At 71.8% G+C, this 22782-nt stretch carries 18 protein-coding genes and 1 riboswitch; of the genes, 10 read left to right on the top strand and 8 right to left on the bottom strand.

Annotation, left to right across the window (positions count from 1 at the left end; genetic code table 11):
• Positions 1-133 precede the first annotated feature (133 nt).
• On the top strand, positions 134-1747 hold the full coding sequence (locus OG410_RS25520; protein ID WP_329301289.1) for a DUF5691 domain-containing protein: 1614 nt from the start codon (positions 134-136) through the stop codon (positions 1745-1747).
• A 485-nt stretch (positions 1748-2232) separates the two neighbouring features.
• Here the strand turns inward: OG410_RS25520 and OG410_RS25515 are convergent, their stop codons facing one another.
• Positions 2233-2649: a cobalamin B12-binding domain-containing protein gene (locus OG410_RS25515; RefSeq protein ID WP_326785961.1), complete on the bottom strand. Its 417-nt coding sequence runs from the start codon at positions 2647-2649 to the stop codon at positions 2233-2235.
• A gap of 783 nt (positions 2650-3432) precedes the next feature.
• On the opposite strand from OG410_RS25515, the gene OG410_RS25510 reads away from it, so the two are divergent.
• Positions 3433-4296, top strand: a complete 864-nt coding sequence (locus OG410_RS25510) for an esterase/lipase family protein (protein ID WP_329301288.1) — start codon at positions 3433-3435, stop codon at positions 4294-4296.
• A gap of 253 nt (positions 4297-4549) precedes the next feature.
• Positions 4550-6220, top strand: coding sequence for a M23 family metallopeptidase (locus OG410_RS25505; protein WP_329301287.1), 1671 nt, complete (start codon positions 4550-4552; stop codon positions 6218-6220).
• A 167-nt stretch (positions 6221-6387) separates the two neighbouring features.
• Here the strand turns inward: OG410_RS25505 and pcrA are convergent, their stop codons facing one another.
• A complete protein-coding gene (pcrA, locus tag OG410_RS25500; RefSeq protein WP_329301286.1) occupies positions 6388-8874 on the bottom strand; it encodes a DNA helicase PcrA in 2487 nt (828 codons plus the stop codon).
• Between the two features lie 372 nt (positions 8875-9246).
• Positions 9247-9415: riboswitch (cyclic di-AMP (ydaO/yuaA leader) on the top strand.
• 8 nt (positions 9416-9423) lie between these two features.
• Here pcrA and OG410_RS25495 point away from each other — a divergent pair.
• Both OG410_RS25495 and OG410_RS25490 read left to right on the top strand, forming a co-directional pair.
• Positions 9424-10593, top strand: a complete 1170-nt coding sequence (locus tag OG410_RS25495; protein WP_329301285.1) for a C40 family peptidase — start codon at positions 9424-9426, stop codon at positions 10591-10593.
• Between the two features lie 149 nt (positions 10594-10742).
• A complete protein-coding gene (locus OG410_RS25490; RefSeq protein ID WP_329304235.1) occupies positions 10743-11705 on the top strand; it encodes a tellurite resistance/C4-dicarboxylate transporter family protein in 963 nt (320 codons plus the stop codon).
• A 148-nt stretch (positions 11706-11853) separates the two neighbouring features.
• Here the strand turns inward: OG410_RS25490 and OG410_RS25485 are convergent, their stop codons facing one another.
• Positions 11854-12207, bottom strand: coding sequence for a hypothetical protein (locus OG410_RS25485; protein WP_326785966.1), 354 nt, complete (start codon positions 12205-12207; stop codon positions 11854-11856).
• 545 nt (positions 12208-12752) lie between these two features.
• Here OG410_RS25485 and OG410_RS25480 point away from each other — a divergent pair.
• A complete protein-coding gene (locus OG410_RS25480; protein WP_329301284.1) occupies positions 12753-13856 on the top strand; it encodes a C40 family peptidase in 1104 nt (367 codons plus the stop codon).
• An 85-nt stretch (positions 13857-13941) separates the two neighbouring features.
• Here the strand turns inward: OG410_RS25480 and OG410_RS25475 are convergent, their stop codons facing one another.
• Both OG410_RS25475 and OG410_RS25470 read right to left on the bottom strand, forming a co-directional pair.
• A complete protein-coding gene (locus tag OG410_RS25475; RefSeq protein ID WP_329301283.1) occupies positions 13942-14706 on the bottom strand; it encodes a response regulator transcription factor in 765 nt (254 codons plus the stop codon).
• A complete protein-coding gene (locus OG410_RS25470; RefSeq protein ID WP_329301282.1) occupies positions 14703-16028 on the bottom strand; it encodes an ATP-binding protein in 1326 nt (441 codons plus the stop codon). The genes OG410_RS25475 and OG410_RS25470 overlap by 4 nt, the downstream gene beginning before the upstream one ends.
• Before the next feature lie 140 nt (positions 16029-16168).
• Here OG410_RS25470 and OG410_RS25465 point away from each other — a divergent pair, with 140 nt between their 5' ends.
• Together OG410_RS25465 and OG410_RS25460 are read left to right on the top strand one after the other, a co-directional pair.
• Positions 16169-17551, top strand: a complete 1383-nt coding sequence (locus OG410_RS25465) for a PspC domain-containing protein (RefSeq protein WP_329301281.1) — start codon at positions 16169-16171, stop codon at positions 17549-17551.
• Positions 17538-17762, top strand: coding sequence for a hypothetical protein (locus tag OG410_RS25460; RefSeq protein WP_329301280.1), 225 nt, complete (start codon positions 17538-17540; stop codon positions 17760-17762). Before OG410_RS25465 ends, OG410_RS25460 begins: the two co-directional genes overlap by 14 nt.
• A gap of 64 nt (positions 17763-17826) precedes the next feature.
• On the opposite strand, the gene OG410_RS25455 is transcribed toward OG410_RS25460, so the two are convergent.
• Both OG410_RS25455 and OG410_RS25450 read right to left on the bottom strand, forming a co-directional pair.
• Entirely contained in the window at positions 17827-18351 is a 525-nt protein-coding gene (locus OG410_RS25455) for a DoxX family protein (RefSeq protein ID WP_328670994.1), read from the bottom strand.
• A gap of 458 nt (positions 18352-18809) precedes the next feature.
• Entirely contained in the window at positions 18810-20105 is a 1296-nt protein-coding gene (locus tag OG410_RS25450) for a hypothetical protein (protein WP_329301279.1), read from the bottom strand.
• A 268-nt stretch (positions 20106-20373) separates the two neighbouring features.
• Between OG410_RS25450 and OG410_RS25445 the strand changes: the two genes are divergently transcribed.
• Complete coding sequence (locus OG410_RS25445) at positions 20374-21279, top strand: DUF4429 domain-containing protein (protein WP_329301278.1); 906 nt, start codon at positions 20374-20376, stop codon at positions 21277-21279.
• Between the two features lie 57 nt (positions 21280-21336).
• Here OG410_RS25445 and OG410_RS25440 read toward each other — a convergent pair whose 3' ends face one another.
• Positions 21337-22131: a class II aldolase/adducin family protein gene (locus OG410_RS25440; protein WP_326785975.1), complete on the bottom strand. Its 795-nt coding sequence runs from the start codon at positions 22129-22131 to the stop codon at positions 21337-21339.
• A 154-nt stretch (positions 22132-22285) separates the two neighbouring features.
• On the opposite strand from OG410_RS25440, the gene OG410_RS25435 reads away from it, so the two are divergent.
• Positions 22286-22756: a pyridoxamine 5'-phosphate oxidase family protein gene (locus tag OG410_RS25435; RefSeq protein WP_326785976.1), complete on the top strand. Its 471-nt coding sequence runs from the start codon at positions 22286-22288 to the stop codon at positions 22754-22756.
• The last annotated feature ends 26 nt before the right edge of the window (positions 22757-22782 follow it).

Below are 22782 nucleotides of genomic sequence, written 5' to 3'. Positions count from 1 at the left end.
ACATGCACCCCCCTCACCACATATGCCACCCCCACCACAGGTGCCGCCTTCGGTGACCTCGTCACCCTCGCCACCCCGACCAGCGGCCCGGCGCCCGGCCGCCGCTGACGCCCTTCGTACGGAAAGGACGCCCATGACCACAACACCGGCTTCGGCGGGCGCGCCCGCCGGCGGTTCCTGGGAGGAGCTCGTCACCGTGGCGCTGCTCGGCACCGAGCGGCGCACGCTTCCGGGACAACGGCCCGGGCAGCAGGCTCCTGTCGCGCTGCTGGACGCGGCGGCCGTGGAGACCGTGCGGCGGCGGGCCGGAATCCGGCCGGCGCGCGCGGCGGCCCGGCCGGAGCCCGCGGCACCGGACCCGCGGGCCGCGCTGCCGCCCGCCGCGGCCCGAAGGCTGACGACCCTGCTGGCGGACCGCCCCGGCGCGGGCGGCGGCGGCCGCAGAGGCACGGCACCCGACCTCATGGAGCTGCTGCCCCAGTGGCTGGCCCTGGCGAACACGCGCGGATTCGCCGCGCCCCCGGGGACCCTTCCGGCACTCCTCGACGCGGCCCGGGGGCGCACGGACCTGCGGCCCGCCGTACTCGACTTCGCCGGGCCGCGGGCGCTGTGGCTGGCCCGGCTGAACCCCGAGTGGCGGTTCGCGCTGCGCTCCTCGTCGGGCGCCGCCGCGCTGCCGGAGGAGGCCGACGACATACACCGGCTGTGGCAGGAGGGCCTGTTCGCGGAGCGGGTCGCCCTTCTGGCGGCGGTACGGGCCAAGGATCCCGCCGCCGGACGCGCCTTGCTGGTGGCGACCTGGGCGACGGAGCGGGCCGAGGACCGGCTGATGTTCCTCGACTCGCTGCGGTCCGGACTGTGCGCCGAGGACGAGGCGTTCCTGGAGCGGGCGCTGGCCGACCGCAGCCGCAACGTCCGGGCGACGGCGGCCGAGCTGCTGTCCGCCCTGCCGGGGTCCGCGCTCGCCGCGAGGATGGCGGACAGGGCCGCCTCGTGCGTGGCCGTCGACCGTACACAGGGGACACCGGTGATCACGGTCGAGGCGCCGCACGAGTGCGACGCGGCGATGGAACGGGACGGGGTGGTGCCGAAACCCCCGGGCGGCCGAGGTGAACGGTCGTGGTGGCTGGGCCAGCTGGTCGAGGCGGCGCCGCTCGCGACCTGGCGGGAGCGGCTCGGCGGCCGTTCGCCGGAGGAGATGGTGGCCCTGCCCGTGACGGACGGCTGGCAGGGGGAACTGCATGCGGCGTGGTGCCGGGCGGCGGTGCGGCAGCGCGATCCCGCGTGGTCGAGGGCACTCCTCGGGCCGCCCTCCGCTCCGGAGGCCGGGGGGCCCGGGGCGGTGTCACTGGCCGAGCGGGCCAAGCTGCTGGCCACGCTGGGCGCCGGGGAGCGGGCCGAGTGGGTGGCCGGGTTCATCGGTACGCACGGACTGTCCGAGGCGTTCCAGCTGCTCGGGGTCTGCGCGGTGCCCTGGGCGGGGGGCCTGGGGCGGGCAGTGGTCGACGCGCTCGACATCGCGCGGGACGCGGGGAGCTTTCCGTGGAGCTTCAGCGGGGTGATGGGGCTGGCCGAGCGCTGCCTCGACCCGGCCGAGGCGGGACGGCTCGAAGGGCTCACCTCGGTCCCCGACGAGTCGGAACACGCGGCACCGGGGTCCGGCGACTACTGGGCCGAGGCCTTCCAGCGGCTCGTGACGACCCTGCGGCTGAGAGCGACCATGTCCGCCGAGCTCACGGCGCCATGACCGCCCTCCGGCCGTGCGGTGAAAGGCCACCCGGCTCGGCACGTCCCCTGGCCGTGGGCCGAGCGGACGGCGTCCGGGACCCGGCCGGGTTCCGGCCCGGTCTGCCCGAGCCCTGCTGCCCGCGCCCTGCTCCCGGGGCGCCGCGCAACACGAAGAAACCGGGCGAACCCGAGGAGCCGGAGAACCCAGCACTCGGAGGGCCCAGTACTCGGAGAACCCGTCTGCTCGGAGAACCCGGCAAGGCCGAAACTCTCCAGCGCCGAACCGCTCCGGCGCTGGAGATGCCGAAGGTCACCGGTGCCCGAGCGGAGCAGCGCGGGCGCCAGTCAGTCACGTGGGCCGAAACAGGCCCAGGCGCCCGGCGCTCACGCGGGAGCAGCGCGGGCACCTGCCGGTCACGCGGGCCGGCGCAGGTGCCCGGCGGTCATGCGGGCCGGCGCAGGCCCCGGCACCCGGCGGTCACCCGGGATGGCGCAGGCGCCCGGTCACGCGCCGGCCGGCTGCCTGACGTTCGCCCGTACCCAGTCCACGATGGACACCGTCGTGGCGCCCGGGGTGAAGATCTCCGCGACGCCCTTCTCCTTGAGGGGGGCGATGTCCGCCTCGGGGATGATGCCGCCGCCGAAGACCTTGATGTCCTCGGCGTCGCGCTCCTTGAGGAGGGCGATGACGGCCGCGAAGAGCGTGTTGTGGGCACCGGACAGGATGGACAGGCCGATCGCGTCGGCGTCCTCCTGGATCGCGGTGTCGACGATCTGCTCCGGGGTCTGGTGGAGCCCGGTGTAGATGACCTCCATACCGGCGTCGCGCAGCGCCCGCGCGATCACCTTGGCCCCACGATCGTGGCCGTCGAGCCCCGGCTTGGCCACCACCACGCGGATCGGACCGGCTGCCACACCCATCACTGCCTCCATCAACGGACTACTTCCACCTGCACCGACGAGGACCGCCGGCACATGCCTGCCACGACCACCACCGGACGACGGCCGACAACTGGCCGAAGGTTCACCGACTGACCAGTATTGACTACCCGTTGTCACCAACAGGCGTCCGTCGACCGCGCCGACTACTGACCATCGACACATATCGCTCGGTTTTCCGCTCGCCACACCGGATCGCTCCGGATCGCCGATCGCGCCAAGCGGCACAGGCGTCCCGGGCCCTTTCGGCCCGGGAAGTGAACGAACGTTATCGCCAGCATCCCGCAAGCGGCAGTTTCGCGGTGGAGAGCGAGGGGGAAATCACACACTGGGACAAGTTCGCCGCGCACGGTTCCGTACGGCGGCACTGGCGCCGCAGGGACCTGCGGCGTTCGGGCCACGGCCGGAGCAGGCGCAAGAAGAGCCGCGACCAGGTGGCCGCACGCTCGCGTCGTCAGCGGACGGCGTGGTGCTGGGGCACATCGGCGACGGCACGACAGCGGGGAGCGAGGCCGGGCAGCAGGACCACGGGAATCACGAGGGCGACTCCACGCCACGACACGACGCCGATGCACCAGCACGGCGCACGTCGGGGAGCCGGGGTCGGCGTCGTGTTCCGCGCCCTTCGGCCGAGCGCTCCGTAGCGTCACCGGTCTCCCACACCGGGGACGTTCCGTCGGCCGCCACCGTCGCCGACCTCACGGCTTTCCACTAGGGCACACGGGGGACGGAGTGGTCCTCCCGCGTGCCGACTGGAGGTCGGCCATGAAGGTCACCGAGGCTGCGTCGCCCCTTCTCCCCCTGTGCCAGCGCCTGTTTCCCACGAAACTGGCAGGGCTGTCGGTGACGCTGTTGAAGGCAACGGCCCTGGAGCTCGCGATCCTCGCCGGGCACCTCCTCCTCTATCCCTCCGGCATCACTCAGGAACGCCGGACCGGACACCCGCTCCCCTCGCCCGACGTCGCCGCCCCGCTGCCCACCGAGGCCAAACCCCCGGTCGTCCTGCTGCACGGCTTCATCGACAACCGCTCCGTCTTCGTCCTGCTGCGCCGCAATCTCGCCCAGCACGGCCGGCAGCACATCGAGTCCCTCAACTACTCGCCGCTGACGTGCGACATCCGTACGGCGGCGGAGCTGCTGGGCCGGCACATCGAGGAGATCTGCGAGCGCACGGGCCATGAGCGGGTGGACATCGTCGGGCACAGCCTCGGCGGGCTGATCGCGCGCTATTACGTGCAGTGCCTCGGCGGCGACAGCCACGTCCGCACACTCGTCACGCTCGGCACCCCGCACTCGGGCACCCGCGTCGCGCCCCTGATGAACGCGCACCCGATCGTCCGCCAGATGCGCCCCGGTTCCGCGGTGATCGAGGAACTGACCGGCCCCGCTCCGGGCTGCCGTACGCAGTTCGTCAGCTTCTGGAGCGATCTCGACCATTTGATGGACCCGCTGGAGACGGCCTGCGTCGAGCATCCCGACCTGCTCGCCCAGAACGTCCGCGTGAGCGGTGTCGGCCATCTCGCGCTGCCCGTGCATCCGGCCGTCGCGACCGGAATCCGGCAGGCACTCGACATCGAGATGTCGGGGCCCCTCGCCGCGGTCCGCAGCGGCGGCCTCACGGTGGCGTGAGAGGCGGCACGGAACGGTCCGAGGGCGGCCGTCGGGAGGGCTGACGGCCGCCCGACGGCCCTCCCGGCAACCCAAGTTTTCGAACAGATATCGAACGCCAGGCCAAACCCTTGCCCGCCCTCCCCCGAAACACGGCCGATTGCCCGTTTCCCGCGGAGGGGAAACCTGCCGAAGATTGTCGCGCCCGCATACCGCCGGGTACAGTCGCCGCACTGCTCTGCCAGCCCCTGTTGTCGAGGCGAAAGAGAAGTTGGTGAACGACCGTCACCCGTCGGGGATCGCGACTCCCCCGGCTCCGGCTTCCGACGCCGCCTCGGCGCTCTACGCGCCCTACGGCGCGCAAGAAGCCCAGTACGGCGACTTCACCGCGTACGGCGACTACGCCGGCTCGGCCCCCGACCCGGGGGCGAACGCGGCCGCCTACTCCGGTGCGGACTTCGCCGGCGACCCGCTCTTCGGCACCATGCCGGACGGCACCGGCTCGTACGACGCCACGCAGTGGAACTCCGGAGCCCAACAGCCGCTGAGCTACGACCCGTACGCGGCACAGCACACCGCCTACGGCACCGGAACCCACGACCCGACGGCCTGGACGAACGGCTATCAGCAGCACGCCGGGATCCCCGCGCAGCATCCGGGCCCCGACGCCTCGGGCCAGTGGGACGCGAACGGCTGGCTCCAGCCCGAGCAGCCGCTCGACGGGACCCAGCAGTGGACCGTGCCGACGCAGGAAACGGGCGCGTACGACGCCACGCAGTGGAACATCGCCGGCGGCCAGGACACGTACCAGGCGTACGAACACCCGCAGCCCGAGTCGTACGAGCACCCTCAGACCGAGTCCTACGAGCACCAGCAGACCGAGTCGTACGAACAGCCGCAGGCGGCGTCCGAGTCGTACGACCACCACGAGCTGACACAGCTCGACATGACGTACGAGGGAGTGTCCGACGCGTCGGACCCGGTTCCCTTCGACCAGCAGGCGACCGCGACCTTCGACCAGGCGACCCACGGTCAACTCGCCGCGGAGGACGACGAGTCCGACGCGGCCGAGGACCTCGCGGACACGGTCGGCCCCGACGGCGGCTACGACCCGTACGACGAGGGGCGCGAGAGGCCGCTGCTCGACGACATGGAAGAGATCACCCCGGTCCGGCGTCCCGCGACGCGCAGTGCGTCCCGTGCCCGGCGCCGCAGCCCCGCGAAGCGTTCCGCTCTGCTGACCGTCGCAGTGCCCTCGGCCTGTGTGATGGGGGTCGCGGGGATCGCCGCCGCCTCCGTGGGCGGTGTCGGCGGCCTCGGCGGGGACGACTCGAAGGACACGACCGCCAGCGCCTCCGACGTCACCTCGGTGAAGCCGTCGGCCGCCAACATCAAGCTGGACACCCAGCTCCAGAGTCTGTCCGCGGGCGCGGACGACTTCGCCGACCGGGCGAGCCGCACGCAGGAACGTATCGACCTCAAGGCCCAGCAGGCGACGGAGAAGAAGAAGGCGGCGGAGGAGGCGGCCCGCAAGGAGCGGCTGCGTCCGAAGTTCGCCCTTCCCGTGGCCCAGCAGGGCCTCAGCGCCTACTTCGGCCAGGCCGGCGTCAACTGGATGTCCGTGCACACGGGCATCGACTTCCCCGTCTCCTACGGGACGCCGGTGATGGCCGCGACCGACGGCACCGTCCGGACGCAGTGGAACAGCGCGTACGGCAACATGATGATCGTGACCGGGATGGACGGCACCGAGACGTGGTACTGCCACCTCTCCACGTACAAGCTCCCCTCCGGCACCGCCGTCAAGGCCGGTGATCAGATCGCCTTCTCCGGGAACTCCGGCAACTCGACCGGCCCGCACCTGCACTTCGAGGTCCGACCGGCCGGCGGCTCGGCGATCGACCCGCTGCCGTGGCTGCGCAGCCACGCCCTGGACCCCACGTAAGAACCCGGCCGGACGCCGCATGACCGCGGGCCCTCGGCCGTCTCCGGACGGCCAAGGACCCTGCGATCGGGCACCCGGATCTGTCACCGCGATCAGTCACCCGGATGGCGTCACCTCGATCCGTCACCGCGATCCCCTCGACCGGTCCACGCGAACGGTCTCGCGGACTACAGCTTCTCCACCGGCGCGTACCGCAGCAGCAGCCGCTTCGGCTTGGGCTCTCCGAAGTCGACCGTCGCCTCCGCGTTCGCGCCCGTCCCCTTCACGCCGACGACGGTGCCGAGGCCGAACTGGTCGTGCGTGACCCGGTCCCCGACGGCCAGCGAGACCACCGGCTTCTCGGTGGCACCGCGGCGGGTGGCGAACCCGGAGGCACCCGAGGCCGCGGACCGCGAACGCGAGGCCGAGAGGGACGCGGCGACACCGGAGACGGGACCGGCGGGCCTGGACGCCGTCGCCCCCGTGCGCTTCCAGTCCAGATGGGTCGCCGGGATCTCCTCGAGGAAGCGGGAGGGCGGGTTGTACGAGGGCTGGCCCCACGCGCTGCGCACCGAGGACCGGGTGAGGTAGAGCCGCTCCCGCGCGCGCGTGATGCCGACGTACGCCAGGCGCCGCTCCTCCTCCAGTTCCTTGACCTGTCCGAGCGCGCGCATGTGCGGGAAGACGCCGTCCTCCATGCCGGTCAGGAACACCACGGGGAATTCGAGGCCCTTGGCGGTGTGCAGGGTCATCAGGGTGATGACGCCGTTGCCGTCCTCCTCGTCCGGGATCTGGTCGGAGTCGGCGACGAGCGCGACCCGCTCCAGGAACGCGGCGAGTCCGCCCGTGTTCTCGCCCTCACCGGTCTCCTGCTCGAACTCCAGGGCCACGGAGGCGAGTTCCTGGAGGTTCTCGACCCGGGTCTCGTCCTGCGGGTCGGTCGAGTTCTGCAACTCGGCGAGATAGCCGGTGCGTTCGAGGACCGCCTGCAGGATGGTGGCCGGGCCCGCGCCGGACTCGACGATCGTGCGGAGGTCCTCCATGAGCGTGTTGAACCGCTTGACCGCGTTGGTGGAGCGCGCGGCCATGCCGTAAGCCTCGTCGACGCGGCGCAGCGCCGCCGGGAAGCTGATCTTCTCGCGCTGCGAGAGGGCGTCGATCATCGCCTCGGCGCGGTCACCGATGCCGCGCTTGGGCACGTTCAGGATGCGGCGCATCGGGACGGAGTCCTCGGGGTTGGACAGCACCCTGAGGTACGCGAGGACGTCCCGGACCTCCTTGCGCTCGTAGAAGCGGACGCCGCCGACGACCTTGTAGGGCAGGCCGACGCGGATGAAGATCTCTTCGAAGACACGGGACTGCGCGTTCGTGCGGTAGAAGACCGCGACGTCGCCGGCCTTGGCCTCGCCCGCGTCGGAGAGACGGTCTATCTCGTCGGCGACGAACTGGGCCTCGTCGTGCTCGGTGTCCGCGACGTAGCCCGTGATGTTCGAACCCGCGCCCGCGTTGGTCCACAGGTTCTTGGGGCGGCGGGACTCGTTGCGCTCGATGACCGCGTTGGCAGCGGACAGGATCGTCTGGGTGGAGCGGTAGTTCTGCTCCAGGAGGATCGTCGTCGCGTTCGGGTAGTCCTCCTCGAACTGGAGGATGTTGCGGATGGTCGCGCCGCGGAAGGCGTAGATCGACTGGTCCGCGTCACCCACGACGCACAGCTCGGCGGGTGCCAGGTCGTGCTCCCTGGGCGGTACGTCCACGGGGTGCTCGGAGGTCCCCACGAGCTCCCGCACGAGGGCGTACTGCGCGTGGTTCGTGTCCTGGTACTCGTCGACCAGGACGTGCCGGAAGCGGCGGCGGTAGTGCTCGGCGACGTCCGGGAAGGCGCGCAGCAGATTGACCGTGGTCATGATCAGGTCGTCGAAGTCGAGCGCGTTGGCCTCGCGCAGCCGCGACTGGTACATCGCGTACGCCTGGGCGAGGGTCTTCTCGAAGCCGTCGGAGGCCTGGGCGGCGAAGTCCTCCTCGTCGATCAGCTCGTTCTTCAGGTTCGAGATCTTGGCGCTGAACGACTTCGGCGGGAACCGCTTGGGGTCGAGGTCGAGATCACGGCAGACGAGCGCCATCAGACGCTTGGAGTCGGCGGCGTCGTAGATCGAGAACGACGAGGTGAAACCGAGCGTCTTGCTCTCGCGGCGCAGGATGCGGACGCAGGCGCTGTGGAAGGTCATCACCCACATCGCGTTGGCGCGCGGGCCCACGAGCGCCTCGACGCGCTCCTTCATCTCGCCCGCGGCCTTGTTCGTGAAGGTGATCGCGAGGATCTGGCCCGGGTGGACGTTCCGCTCGCCGAGCAGATGGGCGATCCGGTGGGTGAGCACGCGGGTCTTGCCGGAACCGGCACCGGCCACGATGAGCAGCGGCGAGCCGGAGTGGACCACGGCCGCGCGCTGGTTCTCGTTCAGTCCGTCCAGCAGGGCCGCCGGGTCCACGGCGGGCCTGGGCGCGCCGTCGCGGTAGTACGCGTCCCGGCTCGGCGGCATGTCGAACTTCCCGCCGAACAGATCGTCCGGAACGGGCTCCGGAACGTGATCGTCCTCGGGCGGCGGCGGGTGTTCGTCCTCGTGAGCCGCGGAGGGCTTGAGGTCCGCCAGGAAGCTGTCGTCAAAGAGGCTGCTCATCGCTCTCCGAGTCTAGGCCGCCCCACCGACAGCCCGCCGCCACCTCGAGAACTCGGCCGCAAGTGTGACCAGAGTCCCGGCGGACGCCCCGGGGAAGGCGGCCTTCCGGCCATGACACCCTCACACCCCGTGACCGGAAGCGGCCGAGCGGTCACCCGGCGCGACACCCCGTCGGTGAGCGGCTCCGGCGAGCCGTTCGGAGCGAGCGGGGCCCGTTCGGCGGGTCGGACGAGCGGGTCGCGCCCGCGGGACATACGGCAATGGTCACGAAAATGTATCGGACATATCGCGCATCAACCTTCACACGGGCCACACCGGTTGGCTAGCGTGCCGGAAGGCCGCTCGACCGCGACCGGCGAACCTCGCCGGGCCGAGCGGCCTCCGCCGAGTCCGGTACGCCGCGAGGCCCCGGAGCCGGGGACCCACCGACCTTGGGGTGAATCGGTCCAACCGCCTTGTGGGGCAAGGACCGTAGGGCAGCCTTCCGGAACCACCCGCCCGAACCCGACAGCTAACTCGGTAGGCGGATGACGGAAGGAGTCGCCTCTCTTGGCGTCACACCGCAAAGCGCGTCCCACGGGTGCGCGCATCGCAGGCATACGGACCCCGGCCCTCGCCACAGCGGCCCTCACCTCCGTGGCCCTGCTCTCCCAGACCGCCAACGCCGCCCCCTCGGCCGAGCCCCGGCCCAGCATCGAAGCGGTCTCGAAGAAGGTCGACGACCTCTACCACCAGGCCGAGACGGCCACGGACAAGTACAACGCGACCCGGGAGAAGACCGCCGAGCAGCGCGAGCGCGTCGACACCCTGCTCGACGACGTCGCCCGGCGCACCGAGAAGCTCAACACCGCGCGCGAGGAGCTGGGGTCGTTCGCCGCGGCGCAGTACCGCACCGGGGCCTCCGCGCCCGACACCGCGACCCTGCTGCTCGCGGACGACCCCCAGGACTACTTCGACCAGACCCAGCTGATGAGCCGTCTGACGAACCGCCAGAAGGCGGCCGTCGACGACTACGTCACCGAGCAGGCCGCCACCACCAGGAAGCGGGCGGAGGCCACCCGGAACCTGGAGTCCCTGACCGCCTCGCAGAAGGCGCTCAAGACGTCCAAGGCCACGGTGCAGGCCAAGCTCACCGAGGCCCGCTCCCTGCTCTCGAAACTGAACGCCGAGGAAAAGGCGCGGCTGGCGGCGATCGAGAAGAAGAAGCGCGAGCAGGCCGCGGCCAAGGCTGCGGAACTGGCACGGCAGCAGGCCGCCGCCGAGAAGGCCGCCCAGCAGCAGTCGTCGTCCGGCACGACGACCGGCACGGCTTCCGGCTCGGCCTCCGGGTCGTCGACGGGATCGACGGCCACGGACTCCTCGTCGAAGGCGGCCGAGGCGCTCGCGTTCGCCCGCGCGCAGGTCGGCAAGCCGTACGTCTGGGGCGCCACCGGCCCGGACTCCTACGACTGCTCGGGCCTGACCCAGGCCGCCTGGAACGCCGCCGGCGTCAGCCTCCCGCGCGTCACCTACGACCAGGTGAACGCGGGCACGACGGTCTCCCTCGCCGACGCCCGGCCCGGCGACCTGGTCTTCTTCTACGACGACATCAGCCACGTCGGCCTCTACATCGGCGACGGCATGATGATCCACGCGCCGAAGCCGGGCGCGTACGTCCGCGAGGAGTCGATCTACTACGACGGCACCTCCGCGATCCACAGCGTGGTGCGCCCGGCGTAGACCGGGACACGGGCGCCGCTCTCGCGGGGCACGCACGGGGGCCTCCCGGTCCCCACGCGTGCCCCGCGTTTTCGTCCCCGCCCGCGCGTGGCCCGCCCGCAACCCGGTGCGGGGTCCCTAGCATCGAGAACATGTCAGACGCACCGGACATGCCGGACAGCACCTCGCTCCGCGCCCGGCGGGCGGGGTGGGCGGCCACCGCCGGAACCGCCGTCATGGCCACCGGCATCATCTCGATCGGGCTGCACCTGACCGGCCACGAGGCACTCTCCCGGATCGCGCTGGTCCTCGCGTCGCTCGCCTGGGCCGGGCTCGCCGCGGACTTCGCGGTCCGGCTGGTGGGCGACCGGGAGCGGTGGGCGCGACGGGCCGGTACACCCGCCGGGCTCGACGCGGTCGCGGCGACCGCCGTGCTCGGCACCCGGTTCTCCACACTGGGGTGGCAGGAGCTCGCCGAGGCCCTGCTCGCGCTGTCGGCCGTGCTCTGGCCGGTTCTGCTGTGGGCCGTCCTGCGGCGGCTGCGGCGCCGTATGCCGGGGGAGGTGTTCCTCGTTTGCGTGGCCACCCAGGGGCTCTCGGTCCTCGCGTCCACGATCGCCACCGCCGTGGGTCCGGACTGGCTCGCGCACACCGCGCTGGTGCTGTTCTGGCTGGGGATCGGGCTCTACGTGCTCTCGTTCGCGTACTTCGACCTGGGTGAGGTGAGGAAGGGCGCCGGGGACCACTGGGTCGCGGGCGGCGCGCTGGGCATCTCGGCGCTGGCCGGGGCGGGACTCGTCGCGGCCCACCACGTGGATCCGTACCTGTGGAACAACGACGACCAGGGCGTCCTGCGCGATACGACGGGTGCTCTGCTCGTGCTCGACCTCGCCTGCTACTTCCTCCTGGCCGTCGCGGAGGTGGTGTGGCCGCGCCCGCGGTACGACGTCCGGCGCTGGGCCACCGTCTTCCCGATGGGGATGTCGGCGGTGGCGACCCTCGCGGTCGCGGCCGCCCTCGACATCTTCTGGCTCAAGGGGCCGGGACAGGTGCTGCTGTGGATCGCGGTGGCGGCCTGGCTCGCGACGGCCGCGGGCGCCGCTCTCGCCTTCAGGTCCACTGTGCGGGGGTGACAGTGTCCCTCAGGTCCACTGTGCGGGGGGTGACGGTGCCCCTCAGGTCCACCGTGCCGGGGGGACGCGGCCGTCGGGTCCGCCCGTGCGGAGCGGACGCCGGTCAGGGCCGCCGCCGGCCCCCGGCGAGCGGGACCGCCTCAGCCGGTCAGGTCCACAGGACGGCGATGAAGATGTTCGCGACGGTCAGCAGCCCGACCAGGCCGAAGAGCCGCTTGTCCACCGTCTCGTCGTCCCGCTTCACATAGACGAGCCCGAGGATCACGATCAGCAGGGCCAGCTTCACACCGATCTTGACGGTGTTGACCGTGCCGCCTTCGGCCTGGTTGAGCCCGACCAGGGCGACACCGGTCACCAGCATGGTCAGCGCGCCGTGCAGCATCGCCGGGACGAAGCGGGCGGTGCCCTTGCCCATCGCCTTCATCTGGGTGAGGAAGCCGCCGAGGAGCGCGGCGATGCCGATGATGTGCAGGCCGACGAAGAGATGGATGAGTACGTCCATGGGGCCGGAGCCTAATCGCACCCCCTGAGGCACTCCCGACCGGGCCCCACCCCTTCCCACCAGGCACCCTGGACCCACCCCCTGCCCGCCGACCGCCCTCCCCCTGCGAGGGCCCCACCCGTTCCCCGGGCCGTCCCGCCCCACCGGCCCCCCGTCACGCTCCGGCCCCGGTCGGCACTCCCTCGCCACCGGACCATCGCGCGTCAGCCATAGCACCGGCACCGCGCGGGCGGTCCGGGAATCGCCGCTTCGGTCATCACCCTGCGTGAAGCCGGTGACGTACGGCCGGAATTTTGGTCACATTTATTCTTCCAGCGATCCAATAGCAATAGTTCCACACATAGCGTTACCAACAGCTCGCTCCCAGGTTTAGCGTCCTCCACCAGGTGACCGGCTCCCCACCACCGTCCGGGCCAGGGACGGCAGTCGGACACCACCGCCGAGAAGGTCCGGCGGCGGCCCGCTCCCCCTGTTCGAGCCGCCGCCGGACGTGTCACCGCTTGACCGCACCTCAAGGGCGGTCGCACGGAAGGATGTGGGCCCTCGTGGCAGCGCACCGCAAGGCCAGACAGCGCTCGGTCGGCGGCAACACGGCCCGCACAGCAGTCACCATCGCCCTCGCGGGCGCGGCGACGGCCACCGGCTTCGACGGGGTCGGCCACGCCGACCCCCAGCTGTCCCCGGCGCAGGTGAAGACCCAGGTCGACAAGCTGTACGAGGAGGCGGAGGCCGCCACAGAGAAGTACAACGGCGCAAAGGAGAAGGCAGGCCAGGCGGAGGCGAACCTGAGCAAGCTCCGCGACGAGGCGGCCCGCCGGGAGGACCGGCTCAACTCGGCCCGGGAAGCGCTGGGTTCGATGGCCGCGGCGCAGTACCGCAGCGGTGGGCTCGACCCCGTGGTGCAACTCGCGCTCTCCGACCGCCCCGACCAGTATCTGGAGGGGGCCGCGCTCGCCGAGCGGGTCGGCACCCGGCAGTCGGCAGAGATCGCCGGGGTGCGCAAACAGCTCCGTGAGCTCGAGCAGTTGCGTGGGGCGGCGCACATCGAACTGGCGGCCCTCAAGTCGCGGCAGACCGAGCTGAAGCAGCACAAGAAGACCGTCAACGAGAAGCTCGTCGCGGCCCGTCGACTGCTCGACCGCCTCACTCCCCAGCAGCGCACGCAGTACGCGGAGCGAGGCGGCACGGGTGACCAGCAGCATGCCTCGCGCGACGCGTCCCGCGATCCGGCCCCCGTCGCGGCGTCGGGGGCCTCCGGCACGTCCGGTGCCGCCGGAGCGGGCAGCGTGGCGGCGCCCAACTCCCGGGCGGCGGCCGCCGTCGCCTACGCGTACACGAAACTCGGCAGCCCCTACGTGTGGGGCGCCACCGGCCCCGACGCCTTCGACTGTTCCGGGCTCACCCAGGCCGCGTACCGTTCGGCGGGCGTCTCCCTGCCCCGCACGACCTACTCCCAGATCAACGCCGGCCAGCGGGTGGCCCAGTCCGAACTCCAGCCCGGCGACCTGGTGTTCTTCTACTCGGGCATCACCCACGTGGGCCTCTACATCGGCAACGGCCAGATGATCCACGCGCCGAATCCTTCGGCGCCGGTGCGGGTGGCCCCGATCACGGAGATGCCCTTCGCGGGGGCCACCCGGGTCGCGTGAGCACCTGAGCGGCGACGCCGCGGGCCCCGGGCCGTCCGTCGCCCGGGGCTCCCGCACGTCCCGGTTCCAGCCGGGCCGGACCGCGTCAGACCAGTCGTCGCGCCGTAGCCCAGCGGGTCAGCTCATGCCGGTTCGAGAGCTGGAGTTTGCGCAGGACCGCGGAGACATGCGACTCGACCGTCTTGACGGAGATGAAGAGCTGCTTGGCGATCTCCTTGTACGCGTACCCCCGGGCGATGAGCCGCAGGACCTCGCGTTCGCGCTGGGTGAGGCGGTCCATGTCCTCGTCGACGGGCGGGGCGTCGGTGGAGGCGAAGGCGTCGAGGACGAATCCGGCGAGGCGCGGGGAGAAGACCGCGTCACCGTCCTGGACGCGGAAGACGGAGTCCACGAGATCCGTGCCGGTGATCGTCTTGGTGACGTACCCCCGGGCACCGCCGCGGATCACGCCGATCACGTCCTCCGCGGCGTCCGACACGGACAGCGCGAGGAAACGGACCGGCTGCTCGGCGTCGGACATCAACGGGGCGCAGCGGCGCAGCACTTCGACACCGCCGCCGCCGGGAAGGTGGACGTCGAGGAGGACGACCTCGGGGCGGGTGGCCGTGATGACCGTGACCGCCTGGTCGACGTCCGCGGCCTCGCCGACCACTTCGACGCCGGTCCGCTCGGTCTCCCCGATCTCGGCCTGGACCCCCGTACGGAACATGCGGTGGTCGTCCACGAGCACCACGCGCACCCGGCGCCCGCCCTCGGCACCGGCCCCGGGGGCGGCGCCCGCGGATGCGGCGGCACCGGAGGCCTCCGCGGCCGAACCGCCGGACTCCACAGGCTCGTTCGTGTCGCTCATGACGTTTTCTCCACCCTCTCCATCTCCAGCTCGACCTCCGTGCCGCCGTCCGGCACCGCGCGCAGTCGCGCCGTGCCGCCGTTGCGTTCCATACGGCCGATGATCGATTCTCTGACGCCCATCCGGTCGGCGGGTATCGCGTCGAGGTCGAAGCCTGGGCCGCGGTCGCGGACGGACACGAAGACCGTCCTGCCCTCGACTTCGGCGTAGACCTGCACGGCGCCGCCCTCGCCACCGTACTTGGCCGCGTTCACCATCGCTTCCCTCGCCGCCTGCATCTGCGCGGTCAGCCGGTCGTCGAGCGGGCAGTCGCCCACGACGACGACCTCGATGGGGACGCCGTGCTTGTCCTCGATCTCGGCGGCGTGGCCGCGGACCGCCTCGGCGAGGGTGGCGGGCTCCTCGTCCTCGTCCTTGCCGCTGCCGTCCGGCTTGTGGAGCCAGGCCCGCAGATCACGTTCCTGGGCGCGGGCGAGGCGCCGCACCTCGTTCGCGTTCTCCGCGTTGCGCTGGATCAGGGTCAGGGTGTGCAGCACCGAGTCGTGGACGTGGGCGGCGACTTCGGCCCGCTCCTGCGCGCGGATGCGCATCAGGCGCTCCTCGGAGAGGTCCTGGGTCATCCGGATCAGATAGGGGCCGGCGAGCAGCGCGATGCCGACGAGGACCGCGAGCGCCGCCTGGAGCACCGAGCCGAGGTGGGCCGCGGAGCCCTGGAGGACGAAGATCCCGGAGACGCCGGCGGTGACGAGCAGCACGCCCGCCGCGGACCGCAGCAGCGAGAGCGTACGGCGACGGCGGCCGACCTCCGCCCACCGGGCGCGGCGCGCGTTGTCCGCCTGGCGCCAGACCAGGGCGACTCCCGCGCCGACGAGGACCGTCGGCCACAGATACGCCTTCGTACCGCCGCCGAGATTCACGTTGCCGACGAAGACCATGGCCACGACGACCATGAGGAGAAGCGCGACGATCTGGCCCTTGTCCGGCTTGCGGGCCACCAGTCTGCGGCGGCCGTCGGGCGAGGTCTCGGTGGTGAACGCCGGCGTGCGGCCGGAGCCGACGCCGCCGACGCCGAGGGGCACGAAGAACCAGAACGCGGCATACAGGAGCGCGCCCAGCCCGTCCGCCATGAACAGTCCGACGAACACCAGCCGCACCCAGACCACGGGCAGCCCGAGATGCCCGGCGAGCCCTCGCGCGACGCCCCCGAGCCAGCGTCCGTCGCTGCTTCGGTAGAGCTTGCGCGGGGGCCGCGGGTCGTCGGCGGGCATGGCTGCGGCTTCCGGCATGCCATCGATCGTCACACGCCCGGCGTACCGGAGCATCAGGGTCGGCCCCCGAAACTCCCCTGATCTTCAGGAATCGCCGTTCGAACAGTCCCCGCCCTCCCCTCCGGGCGGATATCAGGGTTCGGCCAGGGTCATCCCGACTGCCGCCGCGCCGTCCCGCCCGTCACCATGGACGCATGACAGATCAGCAGCACGCGGCGGCGGGGCCGGATCCCGGCACCGCTCCGGGTGACGAGCCGCGCGCCCACGGGGAAGCGGCCGCGGCACGGCCGGCGGACGCCGGCGCCGACCCGTCCTCCGGGCTGCCGCGCGGGTTCCGGCGCGACCGTCGGCAGAAGATGCTCGGCGGGGTGTGCGCCGGGCTCGGCCGGCAGTGCGACATGGACCCGGTGATCTTCCGCATCGTGCTCGCGGTGCTCGCCGCGACCGGCGGCATCGGCCTCATCTTCTACGGCTTCGCCTGGCTCTTCGTCCCGTACGACGACGAGGAGGAGAACGAGGTCCGCAAGCTGCTCACCGGCCGGGTCGACGGCCCCGCTCTGACCGCCGTGCTCTTCGCGCTGGTCGGCTGCGGAGTGTTCCTGTCCATGCTCAAGAACGGCAGCGTGCTGACGTTCGCGGTCGTCCTGTCCCTGCTGCTGGCGGGCGCGGGCTACTGGTCGCGGAACCGCGGCGCCGCCGACCCGGACCCCCTGGCCGCGCAGGCCGCCGCCGACGCCCCGCCGGAGGCGAAGGCCCCGCCCGTCCCCGACTCCTATCCCTCCTGGTGGCGCGAACCGATCGTCAAGGACGGTTCGCACGTCGGCGGCACCGGCTATATGTGGGGTCCCTCGGAGACCCTGGACCGCGATGTCGCGGCCGCGCTCAACATCGCCCGCGGCACCTCCCGCGCCGTCCCGCGCACGGAACGGGAGCGCGGACAGCGCGGCCCTCGTCCCATAGGCGGCCGTGTCTTCCTGCTCGCCCTCCTGGCGGGCGGCCTGACCACGGGCTTGAAGTGGCACGACCGGGTGCTCGGCACCAGCCTCCAGGCCGGACTTGCCGCCGCGCTCATCGTGTTCGGCCTGGGGATCGCCGTGAGCTCGTTCCGCGGTCGCACGGGCGCGGGAACGGTCTTCCTGGCGGTGATCACGGCCGGGCTCCTCGCGGCCTCCTCGGCCCTGCCGAAGGACATCGACACGCACTGGGTGCGGACGGAATGGGCACCGGCGACCGCGGCCGACGTCCGGACGAGCTACGACCTGGGCACGGGCGTGGGCACCCTCGACCTCAGCCGGGTCGACCTCGCCGGGGGACAGACGGTGCGGACGAACGCCGAGGTGCGCGCGGGCCGGCTGAAGGTGATCGTCCCCAAGGACGCGACCGTGCGGCTGACCGTCGAGGTGGGCGTCGGAGACATCCAGCTGCCGGGTGACGACAAGAAGGACGTGGACGTGGAACCGGGCAAGCACAAGCAGGTGACCCTGTCGCCGGCGACAGGCGGCAAGGACGGCGGCACCTTCGACCTCGACCTCCAGGTCGGAGTCGGCCAGGCGGAGGTGGCCCGTGCCACGTCATGAGTTCCAGCCGGGAAAGCTGGTGGTGGGCCTCTTCCTCACCGCCGGGGGCATCGCCTACGCCGGAGACGCGGGGGGCTGGTGGGACACCGAGTGGTTCGCCATCATCCCCGTCGTTGTCGTCGGCCTCTGCCTGGCGGGCGCCGTGGCGTCCGTGAACCACGCCGTCCGCAGACGCCGTACGAACCGTAGGCCGCGGAACGTGAACTCCTAGGGCCCTGAACCACCGGGAGCGACGTGTTCCTGCCCGCACCCGGTGGCCGGACCGTCGCCGGGCCTCAGTAGCCGGACTGTGGCCGGCGTCGGCGCCTGATCACGGCGTCCAGTGACCAGTAGGACGCCCCGGCCAGTACGAGGGGTGTCCAGCAGAACAGGTACGGGAGGTCGTTGCCGAAGTAGTACGGGTCGGAGGCCCAGCTCACGGTCAGCCACAGGCTGAGCGAGATGAGCGCGCCGCCGAACGCGGCGAGGCGGGCCAGCAGTCCGATCAGGGTGCCTATGCCGACGGCCAGCTCACCGAACGCGATGGCATAGCCGAAGCCGACGGGGTTCTTCAGGGACAGGTCGACGAGGGCCGGTATGGCGGAGGAGTCACGCACCGTGCGCATCATGTCGCCGATCGAGCCCGATCCGGAGGCCTTCATGAAGGCGCTGTCCGTCAGTTTGTCGAGGCCCGCGTAGATGAAGGTGACGCCCAGGAAGATCCGCAGCGGCAACAGGGCGTAGTGGGTCGCGGTCTCCCGCCAGTCCCGCCGCTCCCCCGGATACCGGGTGTGAGTATCCGTCCGCATACCGTGAGTCATCGCTCTCCGCCACCTCTCACCCGCGTGCCGTTGGCCACTCAACAGACCATACGTACGAATCGGTTCCCCGACTCACCCGACGGAACCTTTTCCGGGCCCTACCTCTCGGAATGCCCCGCTGCCTCCCCTGGCACAGCCACAGGCGACTTTCGCCCCCGCCGCCCCTACCCGTCCCACCCCGGGGCTCCGCCCCAGACCCCGCTCCTCAAACGCCGGAGGGGCTGAAAATCAAGCCCGTGAGGGACGGCACAAGCCACCGCACGCCTGCAGTCGGGATTCGGCGGGAGGGGCCGTGCCGGTACATCAGATGCCCGTCGCTTACGTCCGGATCGAGCAGCGGCTCCCCGGAAAACCCACGTCTGATCCAACGGCGACGGGCGGATGTACCGGCACGGCCCCGACCCACCCACCGGACCGAGACCCGCAGACGCCAGCGCAAGCGACCACGCAGCGAACCCTCAGTCGGTCACGTCGATCTCGTACCGGTTCGTCTCCACCCCCGCCACGGTGACCACCTGCACCTCCACCCGCCCCGGTTCCACATCCACCGGCACAGGCACCGTCAGTACGGCGTCCGTGGGATTGCTGAACCCCCCGGACACCGGGACCAACGGCACATGCACATGCACCGCCCCGATCCGCACGACCATCCGTGACAGCCGGTCAGCGGTCTGCGCCCCGGGCGGCACGAACCCGGCACCCCGGATCTCGATGTCGTCCCCGGTGCGAATGGGAGCGTCCAGATCGCCCGCCTCACGGGACCGGACCACGGAGAGGATCACCGGCCGCCCGCCCTCGGCGTACTTCCCGGCGAGATAGGTCGCGGCCGACACCAGCACCAACAGGGCCAGCCCCCACGGAAGATCGGGCAACTGCGACGGCCGACGAGCCAGCCGCACCGCCGCGAAGACGAGAGCGACCCCGCTGATCACGACGTACTGGATGTCGGCGAAGCCGCCCCGCCCGGAGTCGTCGGTCAGCAGGTCCGCGGCCCGAGGCCGGTCCGCGCGGACCTTCTGCAGCCGCTGCCCGAGCACCCTCAGCCCGACCACCCGCCGCACCAGCACGGCGACCCCGCAGACCACCGCGACGACGGTCACGACACCGGCGGCCCGGGCGAGTTCGAGCCCGGCGATGAGTTCGTCCCGGCGGCCGTGTGCGGAGGCCGCCGCGAGCTGCCCCACCAGCACGAGCACCGCGTACACCACGAGCAGCACCCAGCCGGTGGCCACCGCGCGGGAGGTGGAGAGCCGGTTGTCCTCGCCGATGACCGGCGCGAGAGCCCCGCCCCGCGTCCGGTGCAGCCAGGCCGCCCCGGTCAGGAGTCCGGCCAGGACGACCGCGGCGAGCAGCCCCGCCGTCCGCGCCGCCGTCCAGCCGGCCCCGATCGCGGTGAGCGCCTGCACGAGCAGGAGGACGACGACGGCGGCCCAGACGGTGGACGCGGTGTACCGCCACAGCCGGCCCAGCCATGCCTCGCCCTCGAGGCGGCCGCGTTCGGCGACGAGGTCCGCGGACTGGGTGAGTTCGTCGGACACCCACTGCCGGGACGCCGAGGCGGAGTGCGCGACACCGGCGGGCAGCCCCTGCCCGGCCGCCAGCGCGTCGCGCTTGGCGAGGAACGCGGCGACGGCCCGCCGGTGCCCCGTACGCGCCCCGTGCGGGCAGTCCCCGCACGTGCAGCCGCCCTCGTGCCCGCCCGGTCCCCCGCCCTGCTCCGCGCCCGGACCGCCACCGGGGCCACCGCTGCGCACGGTGCCCGATCCCGACCCCGGCCCGGCACCGTGCCCCGCACCGTGTCTCGTCTCCTGCACCGCCACGCTCACTGCCGCCTTCCCGCGCCAGAAAAAAACTCCGTACAGCCGGTATGCCACGAACGCCCGGCTGCCCCACGCCCACCCCGGCAACTCTCTTGTGACGACAGCGAATTGTGCCGTACGGAACACCGCGCGCATGCGTCAGGTCGGCTCAGCGCGGGCGAAACCAGCGACCCCTTGTTGACCCGACTGCGAGAATTCGTCCATGGCCGAGATCATCCAGCGCGACGGAACCTGGGCCTTCGACGGCAGCACGGTCAGGATCACGCCGGGACTGCACCGAACCGTACCGCTGTTCCGGCAGACGTACGGGGAGATCGCCGTTCCTCTGGAGGCGGTGTCGGGTGTCGTCCACGAACCCGAACGCAAGCGCGGCCGCCTTCGGTTGCGGCTGCGCGAGGGCGCCGACCCGCTGCTCCAGGCGACCGGGGGCCGGCTGCCCGAGGCGGCGGACCCCTACAACCTGTCGGTCGGCAGGGACCGTTCCGGAGTGGCCGCGTACGTGGCCGAGGAGATCCGCCGCGCGCTGCTCCTGGACCAGGTCCCCAAGGAAGCGGCGACGACGTATCTGCTCACGGGGCCGCCCGTCCCGGTGTCCGTCCGGTCCAGCGACGGCACGGTCTCCTTCGACGGGACGCGGGTACGCATCGACTGGGCGGACACCTCGGACCGGGGCAAGCGGGCGACGGGGCCCCGGATCATCGACCTGGGCGACCTCGTGCGGGTCGAATGGCTGCCCAACTCCGGTTACGGGGACGGTTTCCTGCGTTTCGTGACGGGCGAGGCGGTCCTCTCCGAACTGCCGCCCGAGAAGGACCCGTACGCCCTCGACCTGTGGGGCAGCACCCGCCGCGACCTGCTCACCGCGCTGGTCGCCACCGCGGTCACGGCCCGGCTGCCGCATCCCTCCACCCGCACCGGGGCGTATACGGAGCGGCCCCGGCCGAAGCCAGTGGTGCCAGTGGTGCCGGCGGTGCCGGCGCCGTCCGACCATCACGACGTACTGCTGCGCCGGCTGCGGGAGTTGGGCGAGCTGCACCGCGACGGCGTCCTGACGGACGAGGAGTTCGCCCTGACGAAGGCGGCCGTCCTGCGGGGTTTCCGGCCCTGACCTCCAGGGCCGCCCACTCCAGGGCTCCCACCCCGGGGCCTCCGCCCCAGGGCCTCGCTAGCTGAGAAGATCGGGTTCGCTGCGGCTGATGTCCTGCCACAACGGCTGGTAGTTGATCCACGCCACCAGGTCGCCGCCGAGCTGTTCGCGGGTGGCGACCGCCTGCTTGTGGTCGATGAGGAGGGGCCGGCCCGCGGCCTTCGCGGTGAGCTGGACCTGGCTCGACCGCTCCATGGACAGGAACCACCAAGCCGCCGCGTCCACCGAGTCCCCGACGGTCAGCAGCCCGTGGTTGCGCAGCACCAGCGCCTTGCGGCTGCCCAGCGCGGACGCGATCCTGCGGCCTTCCTCGGCGTCGACATTGACCCCGGTGTAGGCGTCGTACAGAGCGTGGTCCTCGTAGAAGGCACAGCTCTCCTGGGTGATCGGGTCGAGCAGGTCGCCGAGGGCGGCGAGGGCGCGGCCGTGCACGGAGTGGCAGTGGGCGACGGCGACGACGTCGGGGCGGGCCGCGTGGACCTGGGAGTGCACGGTGAACGCGGCCTGGTTCACGTGGTAGCGGCCCTCGATCACCTGGCCCTCCCCGTTGACCATGACCAGGTCGCCGACGGTGACGTGCTTGAACGGCATGCCGAACGGATTGACCCAGAAGCAGTCGCTGTACTCCGGGTCGCGTGCCGTGATGTGTCCCGAGACGCCGTCCTCGAAGCCGAGCCGTCCGAACAGCCGCAGCGCGCCGGCCAGCCGCTCCTTGCGGTGCCGCCGTTCGTCGTCCGTCGACTCGTGCATCGGCGGCATGGCGAAGCGGAGCTGGTCGGTGGGGCGGGGCAGCGGCGGAGTGGGCCCGTGCATATGTCCTCCAGCACTGGCGTGTTCGGTACGAGCGGAAGTTACCCGGGGTCAGCGCAGGAGAACAGGGGTGTTCCGTGAGAGAAAAATGTGGAACGCCGGGGGACACAGGCAATACCCGACAGGAGACGTCGGGTATACGCGGCAGACTCGCCGCATGAACTGGGCAGCGCTCTCCACCGCCGAACCGGACCTCGCCGGCACCGTCGAACAGCGCTTCGGCGCCTTCACCCACCACGTCCTCGCGACCCTCCGCAAGGACGGCTCGCCCCGCACCTCCGGCATCGAGGTGCGCTTCCTGGACGGCGAGCTGTGGCTCGGCATGATGCCGGACTCCCTCAAGGCGCTCGACCTGCGCCGCGACCCGCGCTTCGCGCTCCAGACCAACCCCGGAGCGGGTACCGACATGGGCGGCGGCGACGTACGGATCAGCGGGCGGGCGGTCGAGGTGGGCGACGGCGTCCCCGCCAAGGCCGCGTACGTGAAAGAGGTGGAACCGCCGGAGCCGTTCCACCTCTTCCGCACCGAGCTGACGGAGGTCACACGGACCTATGTCGAGGACGACACGTATCTGGTCGTCCAGGTCTGGAAGCCCGGCGCGCCGGTGCGCACGCTCAAGCGGACCTGAGGGGGAGGGTCACTCCCCCAGGGGGA

The sequence above is a fragment of the Streptomyces sp. NBC_00659 genome (genome assembly GCF_036226925.1).
GTDB lineage: Bacteria > Actinomycetota > Actinomycetes > Streptomycetales > Streptomycetaceae > Streptomyces.
Note: the sequence above shows the minus strand (reverse complement) of the source record. Positions and strands in the feature narration are given on the sequence as shown.